Annotated in this window: 10 protein-coding genes; 4 read left to right on the top strand and 6 right to left on the bottom strand. The window is 71.4% G+C overall.

All coding sequences use genetic code 11. The features are described 5' to 3' along the window. On the bottom strand, positions 1-1670 hold a 1670-nt coding region (locus tag C1I98_RS29665), incomplete at its 3' end, for a fumarate hydratase (RefSeq protein WP_111170697.1). A gap of 100 nt (positions 1671-1770) precedes the next feature. Next, positions 1771-2652 carry a DMT family transporter gene (locus C1I98_RS45170; protein ID WP_111170698.1) on the bottom strand — a complete coding sequence of 294 codons (882 nt, stop codon included), beginning with the start codon at positions 2650-2652 and terminating at the stop codon, positions 1771-1773. 83 nt (positions 2653-2735) lie between these two features. On the opposite strand from C1I98_RS45170, the gene pdxR reads away from it, so the two are divergent. Both pdxR and C1I98_RS29680 read left to right on the top strand, forming a co-directional pair. Beyond that, on the top strand, positions 2736-4121 hold the full coding sequence (gene pdxR, locus C1I98_RS29675) for a MocR-like pyridoxine biosynthesis transcription factor PdxR (protein WP_233508296.1): 1386 nt from the start codon (positions 2736-2738) through the stop codon (positions 4119-4121). 114 nt (positions 4122-4235) lie between these two features. Continuing rightward, positions 4236-5096, top strand: coding sequence for a sugar phosphate isomerase/epimerase family protein (locus tag C1I98_RS29680; RefSeq protein WP_111170700.1), 861 nt, complete (start codon positions 4236-4238; stop codon positions 5094-5096). 6 nt (positions 5097-5102) lie between these two features. On the opposite strand, the gene C1I98_RS29685 is transcribed toward C1I98_RS29680, so the two are convergent. The 4 genes from C1I98_RS29685 to C1I98_RS29700 all read right to left on the bottom strand — a co-directional run bounded on the left by C1I98_RS29685 (position 5103) and on the right by C1I98_RS29700 (position 8316). Continuing rightward, on the bottom strand, positions 5103-5828 hold the full coding sequence (locus C1I98_RS29685) for a TetR/AcrR family transcriptional regulator (protein WP_111170701.1): 726 nt from the start codon (positions 5826-5828) through the stop codon (positions 5103-5105). Positions 5829-5880: 52 nt separating this feature from the next. Beyond that, positions 5881-7086 (bottom strand): FAD-dependent monooxygenase, encoded by a 1206-nt coding sequence (locus C1I98_RS29690; RefSeq protein WP_111170702.1) that lies wholly within the window; start codon positions 7084-7086, stop codon positions 5881-5883. Between the two features lie 127 nt (positions 7087-7213). Further along, a complete protein-coding gene (locus C1I98_RS29695) occupies positions 7214-7519 on the bottom strand; it encodes a hypothetical protein (protein WP_111170703.1) in 306 nt (101 codons plus the stop codon). A 137-nt stretch (positions 7520-7656) separates the two neighbouring features. After that, a complete protein-coding gene (locus C1I98_RS29700) occupies positions 7657-8316 on the bottom strand; it encodes a TetR/AcrR family transcriptional regulator (protein WP_111170704.1) in 660 nt (219 codons plus the stop codon). A gap of 71 nt (positions 8317-8387) precedes the next feature. On the opposite strand from C1I98_RS29700, the gene C1I98_RS29705 reads away from it, so the two are divergent. Beyond that, positions 8388-8780, top strand: a complete 393-nt coding sequence (locus C1I98_RS29705) for a nuclear transport factor 2 family protein (RefSeq protein ID WP_111170705.1) — start codon at positions 8388-8390, stop codon at positions 8778-8780. A 9-nt stretch (positions 8781-8789) separates the two neighbouring features. Next, positions 8790-9278 (top strand): LLM class flavin-dependent oxidoreductase (locus C1I98_RS29710; RefSeq protein WP_146607701.1); only part of this gene is annotated, 489 nt, incomplete at its 3' end.

Below are 9278 nucleotides of genomic sequence, written 5' to 3' on the forward strand. Positions count from 1 at the left end.
GTGCGGGGGCGGGTGGGGATGCCCATGAAGGTGGCTCCGCCGTCCTGGCGGCGTCGGTCGAAGAAGTCGTTGCCCTTGTCGTCGACCACGATGAAGGCCGGGAAGTCTTCCACCTCGATCTTCCAGACCGCCTCCATGCCCAGCTCCTCGTACTCCAGCACCTCGACCTTCTTGATGCAGTCCTGGGCCAGCCGCGCGGCCGGGCCGCCGATGGAGCCGAGGTAGAAGCCGCCGTTGCGCCGGCACGCCTCGGTGACCTGGGTCGAGCGGTTGCCCTTGGCCAGCATGACCAGGGAGCCGCCGGCCGCCTGGAAGCGCTCGACGTAGGAGTCCATCCGGCCGGCGGTGGTGGGGCCGAAGGAGCCGGAGGCGTAGCCGGTGGGGGTCTTGGCCGGGCCCGCGTAGTAGACCGCGTGGTTCTTCAGATAGTCGGGCATCGGCTCGCCCGCGTCGAGCCGCTCGGCGATCTTGGCGTGCGCGATGTCGCGGGCCACCACCAGCGGGCCGTTGAGGGACAGGCGGGTCTTCACCGGGTGCTGCGACAGCTCCGCCAAGACCTCCCACATCGGGCGGTTGAGGTCGATCCGCACCACGTCGCCGCCGAGATGCTCGTCGGTGGTGTCGGGGAGGAACCGCGCCGGGTCGGTCTCCAGCTTCTCCAGGAACACGCCCTCAGGGGTGATCTTGGCGAGCGCCTGCCGGTCGGCGCTGCACGACACCGCGATGGCGACCGGGCAGGACGCGCCGTGCCTGGGCAGCCGGATCACCCGCACGTCGTGGCAGAAGTACTTCCCGCCGAACTGCGCGCCGATGCCCAGCCCCTGGGTCAGCTCGAAGACCTTCTTCTCCAGCTCCAGGTCGCGCAAGCCGTGCCCGCTGGTGGACCCCTCGGTGGGCAGCGCGTCCAGGTAGCGGGCCGAGGCGTACTTGGCGGTCTTCAGCGCGAACTCGGCGCTCGTGCCGCCCACCACCACCGCCAGGTGGTAGGGCGGGCAGGCGGCGGTGCCCAGCGAGCTGATCTTCTCCTCCAGGAACTCCAGCATGCGCCGCTCGTTGAGCACCGCCTTGGTCTCCTGGTAGAGGAACGACTTGTTGGCGCTGCCGCCGCCCTTGGCCATGAACAGCAGCTTGTACTCGTCGGGGTGGCCGCCGGGGTCTTCGGCGTACAGCTCGATCTGGGCCGGGAGGTTGCTGCCGGTGTTCTTCTCCTCCCACATGGTCAGCGGCGCCATCTGCGAGTAGCGCAGGTTGAGCGTCGTGTAGGCGTCGTAGACCCCGCGCGAGACGTGCTCGGCGTCGCGGCCGTCGGTCAGCACGTGCCTGCCGCGCTTGCCCATCACGATCGCGGTGCCGGTGTCCTGGCACATGGGCAGCACGCCGCCCGCCGATATGGAGGCGTTCTTCAGCAGGTCGAGCGCGACGTAGCGGTCGTTGCCGCTGGACTCGGGATCATCGACGATCTTGCGGAGCTGGGCGAGGTGGGAGGACCGCAGGTAGTGCGAGATGTCGTGGATCGCCGCCCCGGTGAGCCGGCGCAGCGCCTCCGGCTCGACCTCCAGGAAGGACCGCCCGGCGGCCTCCACCCGCCGCACCCCTTCAGTGGTGATCAGCCGGTATTCGGTCTCGTCGGGGCCCAGCGGCAGCAGGTCGGTGTAGTCGAACTCGGGCATCGTCGCGTCGTCCTCCTCAGTGGTCCCTTTGCGAGTCGAGATTAAGGCCGCCAAGGCGCTCGCGTGTCACGGGATCGGCCACCTGTGGATAACTCGCGGTTCACCCGACCGGCTGCCTGTGGACAACCGCCGGCTCCTCGGCGGGCGCCGGGCGGGGACGCCTGCCGTACAGGCCGATGACGATGCCCGTGATGACCAGACCCGCCCCGGCAAGGTCGGCCGGAGTGGGCGTGGCCAGGCCCAGTACCGCGCCGGTGGCGATCGCGCCGACGGGGATCATGCCCGCGAACAGCCCCGCCCGCGCCGGGCCGAGCCTCGGCAGCACCGTGTACCAGAGGAAGAACGCCAGCACGGTGACCACGATCGACAGGTATGCGAAGCCGAGCCCTTCGGCGACGGTCGGGGTCCGCAAGATCGTCGCCCCGTCGGTGACCAGCCCGAGCGTCAGGAACAGCGGCACCGCCAGCGCCGTCGTGTACGCCGAGACCCGCACCGCCCCCAGTTTGGGCAGCAGCGGCAGGGCCAGCAGCGAGAAGGACACCTCGCAGGCCAGCGCCACCAGCGACCACAGCAGCCCCGGCAGGTTGCCGGTGCCCAGCCCGGTGGCGACGGTCGCCCCCGCCACCACCACGGACGCCCCCACCAGGACGTGCGGGGCCGGACGGCGCCCGCCCACCAGCGCCAGTACCAGCGGGACCGTGCCCAGCACCGTACCCGCCAGAGCGGGCCCCGCGTGCTTGGTGGACTCGATCACCGCCACGTTGAACAGCACCAGCCCGGTCAGCGTCAGGAGCACCAGCAGCACGGTCTCACGCGGGGTGAGCCGTACGAACCGCTGCCCCAGCAGCCGGGCGACGGCCAGCAGCACCAGCGTGCCGATGGCGTAGCGGACCGCCTGCCCGCCGTACACCGGAAATCCGTTGATCAGGTCGGACACCCCGGCAAGCGTCCCGACCATGAACATCGCGGCGGACGCCATCATGACGTTCCGCCCGTTAGCACCCCCCATGGAACCCATAGGGGGAGATACTAGAAACCGATTGGCCCGCTTGGATGGTCCAATCAGTGAGCAGAATCGAGGACCATTTGGCGGATCTCCACCTCTCCGTGGACCGTACGGCGGGCGGCGTGACCGCGCAGATCGCCGGTGAGCTGCGCGCCGCCGTACGGCAGGGCCGGCTGGCCCCCGGCGCGCGGCTGCCCGCCAGCCGCGACCTCGCCAGAGACCTCGGCGTCTCCAGGGGCGTCGTGGTCGAGGCGTACGAACGGCTGGTCGCCGAGGGCTTCCTGATCTCCCGCGTGGGGGCGGGCACCCGCGTCGCGCCCGCCGCCGCGGCCCGCGGCCCCGCCCATGACACCATGCCGCCGCACGCCTACCACGGCGAGCGGGCGACCACCCCCGACCTGACGGAGTTCCCGCGCGAACGCTGGCTGGCCGCGCTGCGCCACGCCCTGTCCACGATGACCAGCGACGCGTTCGACTACTCAGACCCCGGCGGGGTGCCGTGCCTGCGCCGCGAACTGGCCGCCTACCTGGGGCGGGTCCGCGCCGCCGACATCGTGCCCACGGACCTGATCGTGGTCGGCGGGGTGGCCCAGGGCCTGGCCATCACGATCCGGCTGCTGGCAGGTGAGTCGCCCGGTTCCCGCGTACGGCTGGCCGTCGAGGACCCGACCGCCGCCCGCCAGGTTCCCCTGCTGACCTCGTCGGGCGCCGACCTGGTCCACGTTCCGGTGGACGACGAGGGCATCGACGTCGAGGCCCTGGCCCGTACGCGGGCGCGTGCCGTACTGGTGACCCCCGCCCACCAGTACCCCACCGGAGTGGTGCTCTCGCCCGGACGCCGGGCCGACCTGATGGCCTGGGCCGCCGAGACCGGCGCGCTGGTCCTGGAGGACGACTACGACGCGGAGTTCCGCTTCGACCGCGACCCTGTGGGCTGCCTCCAGGGCCTGGACCCGGGCCGGGTCGCGCTGTGCGGCTCGGTGAGCAAGCCGCTGGCCCCCGGCCTGCGGCTGGGCTGGGTGGTCGCCCCGCGCGGCTTCAGCGAGCGGGTCAGGCAGGCCCGCGCCGACCTGGACCTCGGCTCGCCGGTGATCGAGCAGTACGCCCTGGCGCACCTGCTGGCGAGCGGCGAGTACGACCGTCACCTGCGGCGGATGCGCCGGGAGTACCGCAGGCGCAGAGACGCGTTCGTCGCGGCGGTCGCCGCCCACCTGCCGGAGTTCCGGGTGCGCGGGGTGGCGGCGGGCCTGCACGTGTACGTGGAGCTTCCGGAGGGGACGCGCGAGGAGCGCGTCGCCGAGGCGGCCCGCGACGCGGGGATCATCGCCGAGCCGGCCGCCCCGATGCGCTCGCGGCCCGACGTCGGGGCCGTCGTGGTCGGCTTCGCCCGCCTCCCGCCGCACCGCGCCGACCCCGCCGTACGCGCCCTGGCCGCCGCGCTCTGACCTCCGGCTCGAACGGGTTTCCACGCGCTGGAAACGGGGAGGTGAACGGATCGAGCACGATCGAGGACGCGTCGGGCGTGCCGGGTGTACGGGCCGCGTCACGGAGGTGATCCGATGAAGACCGCGGGGGCTCCCATCGCGTGGGGCGTCAGTGCGATGCCCGGCTGGGGGTACCAGCTCGACCGCGCCCGGGTGCTCGCCGAGATGCGCGATCTCGGGTTCACCGCCACCGAGCTGGGCCCGCCCGGCTTCCTGCCGCCCTCGCCGGCGCGCCGCGCCGCGCTGCTCGCCGAGTACGGCCTGCGCGGCATCGGCGGGTTCACCCCGCTCGTGCTGCACGATCCCGCGTTCGACCCGGTGCCCGACGTACGGGCCACGCTGCGCGGATACCGCGACGGCGACGTCGAGATCGCCATCTTCGCCGCCGTCGCCAACGGCACCGACTACGACCTGCGCCCGGTCCTCGACTCGACCGGCTGGAAGACCCTCCTGTCGAACCTCGGCAAGATCGTCGCCGAGGGCGGGCGGTTCGGACGCAGGGTGGTGCTCCACCCGCACGCGGGAACCGCGGTCGCGAGCGCCGACGAGGTGAGCCGCGTCCTCGACGAATCCGACATACCGCTCTGCCTGGACACCGGCCACCTGCTGCTCGGCGGCACCGACCCCGCCGCGCTCGTCCACGCGGCCCCCGGGCGGATCGCCCAGGTCCACCTCAAGGACGTGGACGCCGAGTTCTCCGCGCAGTTCAGGGCCGGAAACCTGACCTATACCGAAGCCGTCCACGCCGGCCTCTTCCGCCCGCTCGGCCAGGGCGAACTGGACACCGCCGCCGTCGTGGCCGCCCTTTCCGGCTCCGGATACGACGGCTGGCACGTCGTGGCCCCCGACACGGCCCTCAGCCGTGAGCCCTCGCCCGGCGAAGGGCCGGTGACCGCCGTCCGTGCCTCCCTGGAGCGCCTGGCCGGCCTCACCTGAAGCGGGTCACGAGTCACTGCCGGGGGTCTGGCTGCGGTCGATGAGTTCCAGTACCGCCTCCCGGATCTCGCGCATCACCGCGACGGTCTCGGCGGCGGCCGCGGCGATGGCCGACGCCGCCGGGGCGGCGGGCGGATCGAGCAGTTGGGCCAGGGTGTCGGCGAGGACCACGTCAGGGTCGGTCGGCCCGGGCGGCGCGCCGGCCGGGTCGGCGATGGCGGTGAGGAACCCGGTGGTCACGGCGTGCACCATGTAGGTCAGGTCCTGCAACGGGCGGTCGCGGCGGATCAGGTGGTGCCGGTGCAGGATCGGCATGCCCGCCTCGCACATGGCGTTGGGCGTGGTGCGGGCGAGTAGTTCGCCGTAGCCGGCCTGCTGCGTGAACAGCCGCAGCAGGTCGGCTTCGCTGCGGTACAGGCGGCGGGCCAGCGGGAGTTTCAGGCCCGTGCGGATCAGCAGCGGCCCGAAACGGCGCGGCAGTACGGTGGCCGGGTCGGCGACGACGCAGGCGATGGCCTCGTCCAGGAAGGTCAGCAGGTCGCGCGCGAACAACCCGAGGATGAGGTCTTCCTTGGTGGGCCAGTACAGGTAGACGGTGCCCTTGCCGACCCCGGCCTCCCGGGCGATCTCGGTGACGGTGACCTTGCGCACGCCGTGGTCGAGCACCAGTTCGCGGGTGCTGTCCAAAATGCGGGCGGCTTTCCGCGATTGGTACTCGATCAGTCGGGTCACCTGGGCCGTCCCTCTGCTTTCGCGGTCGAGTACTTTCGCCGTCGCGTCGGAGTCACACGGCGGCTACGTCGAACTCCTTGTTGCTCATGTCGATTATCCGGCCCATGGCCGGCCCGGTGACCCGGTTGCGCATGAGGCGGATCATCAGCGTGCGGCGGAACTGCTCCCTGCGGTCGTGCGGCGTGAACAGCGTGCGCATGGCGAGCACGCCGCTCTGCTCCTTGTGGATGAACGGACGCATCCGGGCCTCCCAGGCCCGTAGTGCGCCCGGAATGTCCGCGGAGTGCCGCCGCAGCAGGGTGCCCAGCAGCTCGCCTCCGGCAATGGCGCTGGAGGCGCCCATGCCCGAGTACAGGGTCAGGCACCAGGCGGAATCGCCGACCAGCACGACCCTCCCGCGGTGCCAGCGCGGCATCCTGACCTGGTTCACCGAGTCGAACAGGTGCTCGGGGGCATTGTCGAACGCCGTGAACAGGTTCTCCAGCAGACGGCCCGGTCGCTGCGGGCCGAACGCGGCGCGGATGGACTCGATCGCCGGCTGGCCGAACTCGGCGTCGATGTCGTTGGTGCGATAGGAGAACAGCAGGCCGGGTCCGTGATCGCGGAACGCGAACGCCCACACCGAACGTCCCGGCTCGGCCAGGACCACGCCGTCGTTCAGGCCGAAGCCCTCGACCGGACCGTCCGCCACGGTCGCGCCGATCATGTAGTTCAGCGGGTGCAGGTACCTCTGTGGCCCGAAGACCAGCTCCCGCACGGTCGAACGCATCCCGTCGGCGCCCACCACCAGGTCGAACCGCTCGGTGACGGTGTCGCCGGAGGCGGTGTTGCGCAGGGTGACCTCCGCCCCGGAGTCGTCCTGCGTGATCTGGGTGGGCACGGTGGCGTAGCGGATCTCCACATCGTCCGGCAACTCGGAGAACAGCGCCTGCTCGATGTCGCCGCGCATCAGCACCCGGGGCTTGCCGGGCAGGCCGGCCGGGCTCAGGCCGGGGGTGCGCCGCCCGGCCCGGTCCACCTCGTAGGAGGCGAGCGCGGGGCTGCTGCGGTTGCCGATCGCCTCCAGCACGTCCAGCCGCCGGGCCGAGGTGACCCCGGTACCGAACAGCATGACGAAGTACCCGCTCGAGCGGCGTTCCGGGGCCCGTTCGATCAGTACCGGCTCCCAGCCCACCCGCCGTAGTCGCAGTGCGGTGGCGAGGCCCGCGATCCCGAGCCCGACGACCAGCGCACGTCCGCGCCCGCTTGTGTCCGCCATGACGCTCCCCTTCATCGACGCGTGATTCTTGACAGACTGACCGTATCGGTCACTTTGGTCAGTCGCCGGCGCAGGGGGCGGTGGGGTGTGCCGGGCGTGCCGCTCGCGGCACGCCCGGCACCCTCGGTCACGGGTTGTCGTAGCCGATCCAGTTGATGTGCCAGCCGTACTGCTGCGCGTGGGCCGGCGTCAGCCCCGCCCCGTCACGCCACTGCACGTAGACCCGGAAGCCGGTGGCGGTGGGGGAGTAGATCGCGCTGGGCCCGACCAGGCCCCACTGGGTGCCGGTGCCGCCCACCGAGCTGACGTAGATCGGGGCGCCGGTGAACCGGCCGGAGGTGGTGTTCACATCGATGTAGATGCCGTTGGCGCCATAGGGCTGCCAACCCTGTCCCGGAGCGGTGCTGCCTGCGGCGATGCGTGCGGTCGGCATAGCGGTCCTCTCGGTTCGGAAACGACTTCGCTCACGAAGAGTGTCTGTAGCGTCGCCCCTGTGTGTCGATGGGTTGAATCCTGCCCCATGGGCCACAAAAGCCAGGCGAGTCGGTAAGGCCGCTCCCGTATCGGAAGTCACTGTGGCGCGGCGGCCGGCTTGATGGCGTAGTCGCGCAGGCCGTGTTCCAGCAGCGCGAAGGCGTGGGTGCCCGCCCGATGGACGTCCGTGGCGAACATCCGTGGGTCGTCGAGGGAGGCCGCCCGGCGGCGGACCTCGCCGATGAGCGTGCGGTGCGCGCCGATCAGGGCGTTGGCGGCCACGCGCGGGCCGATGTCGTCGTCGCCCGCGCCGACCTCTTCGGCCAGCAGTCCGGCCAGGGCCTCGGTGTATCCGGCGATCACCTGCTGCTCGCGGGCCTGGAGGGTGGGACTCTCGGCGACCACCCGGCTCACCGTGCGCAGCCGGTCGAGCGCCTGGGCGTCGCCCGACTCGATCTGGGCGAGCAGCCCGCCGATGCCGCCGAGCAGGAAGCGGCGGCAGGCGACGAGCGCGGATTCGCCGGGCTCCCGCTCGCGCACCGCCGCGATCAGGCGGTCGCCGAAGTCCTCGAGGCCGGAGAAGAACAAGCCCTCCTTGGTGGGGAAGTACTTGAACACGGTGGCCTCGGAGACCATCGCCGCGCGGGCGATCTCGGCCACCTTCACCTGCTCGAAGCCCCGGTCGCTGAACATCCGCCAGGCCGTCTCGATCAGCAGCCGCCGCGTCTGCTCCTTCTTGAACTCCCGAAGTCCCATGCTTTCAGAGTAGCAAAGAAGGTAGAGTTACCCTATGTTCAGAGTGACCCTACAAATTTCAGGAGCTTGTGATGACCGCAGCCACCGACGTACTCGACCTCGTCAACCGCTGGGCCGCCGCCGAAGAGGCCAACGACCCCGTCGCGCTCGGCGCACTGCTCGCCGATGACTTCGTGGGCGTGGGGCCGCTGGGCTTCGTCCTCGGCCGCGACCAGTGGCTCGGCCGGTTCGGACACGGGCTGGTCAACCGGTCCTTCGTGATCGAAGACCCGAAGGTGTACGAGTACGGCACCGCCGCCTACGTCGTCGGCGTGGACGTCCAGGAGACCACCGCCAAGGGACGGGACGTCTCGGACCGCTTCCGCGTCTCCATCGCCGCCGTCCGCCCTGACGACCGCTGGCTCATCGCGGGCGTCCACCTCGGTCCGCTCAAGCCCCCCGCAGGCCACACGTCGGGCTGGTGAGGAGCCGTCATGCGAGTCAGCATCAACGTCACCAACTACTCATGGCCGGGCGGGCCGCGGCGCATCCGCGAGGAGCTGCTCCGGCTCGCCGAGGCCGCCGACGAGAGCGGCATCGACACCCTGTGGGTCTCCGACCACCTGGTCCAGGCCGACCCGAACGCCGGTCTGGACGAGACCGACATGCTGGAGGCGTACACCGTCCTCGGCTTCGCCGCCGCCCGCACCGAGCGGGTGAGGCTCGGCACCATGGTCACCGGCGTGACCTTCCGTCCGGCCACCCTGCTGGTCAAGGCGGTGACCACGCTCGACGTACTGTCCGGCGGGCGGGCCTGGCTGGGCGTCGGTACCGGCTACCACCAGCGCGAGGCCGACGCCATGGGCCTGCCTCTGCCACCGCTCGCCGAACGCTACGAGCGCCTGGACGAAACCCTGCGCATCGCCCTGCGCATGTGGTCCGGCGACGATTCCCCCTTCGAGGGCACCCACCACCACCTGACC

It is taken from the genome of Spongiactinospora gelatinilytica, assembly GCF_003236385.1.
Classification (GTDB): Bacteria; Actinomycetota; Actinomycetes; order Streptosporangiales; family Streptosporangiaceae; genus Spongiactinospora; species Spongiactinospora gelatinilytica.

Coding starts and splice junctions, on each gene's coding strand:
- C1I98_RS45170 (WP_111170698.1), bottom strand. CDS start 2,652: ATGATGGCGTCCGCCGCGATGTTCATGGTCGGGACGCTTGCCGGGGTG.
- C1I98_RS29680 (WP_111170700.1), top strand. CDS start 4,236: ATGAAGACCGCGGGGGCTCCCATCGCGTGGGGCGTCAGTGCGATGCCC.
- C1I98_RS29690 (WP_111170702.1), bottom strand. CDS start 7,086: ATGGCGGACACAAGCGGGCGCGGACGTGCGCTGGTCGTCGGGCTCGGG.
- C1I98_RS29695 (WP_111170703.1), bottom strand. CDS start 7,519: ATGCCGACCGCACGCATCGCCGCAGGCAGCACCGCTCCGGGACAGGGT.
- C1I98_RS29700 (WP_111170704.1), bottom strand. CDS start 8,316: ATGGGACTTCGGGAGTTCAAGAAGGAGCAGACGCGGCGGCTGCTGATC.
- C1I98_RS29705 (WP_111170705.1), top strand. CDS start 8,388: ATGACCGCAGCCACCGACGTACTCGACCTCGTCAACCGCTGGGCCGCC.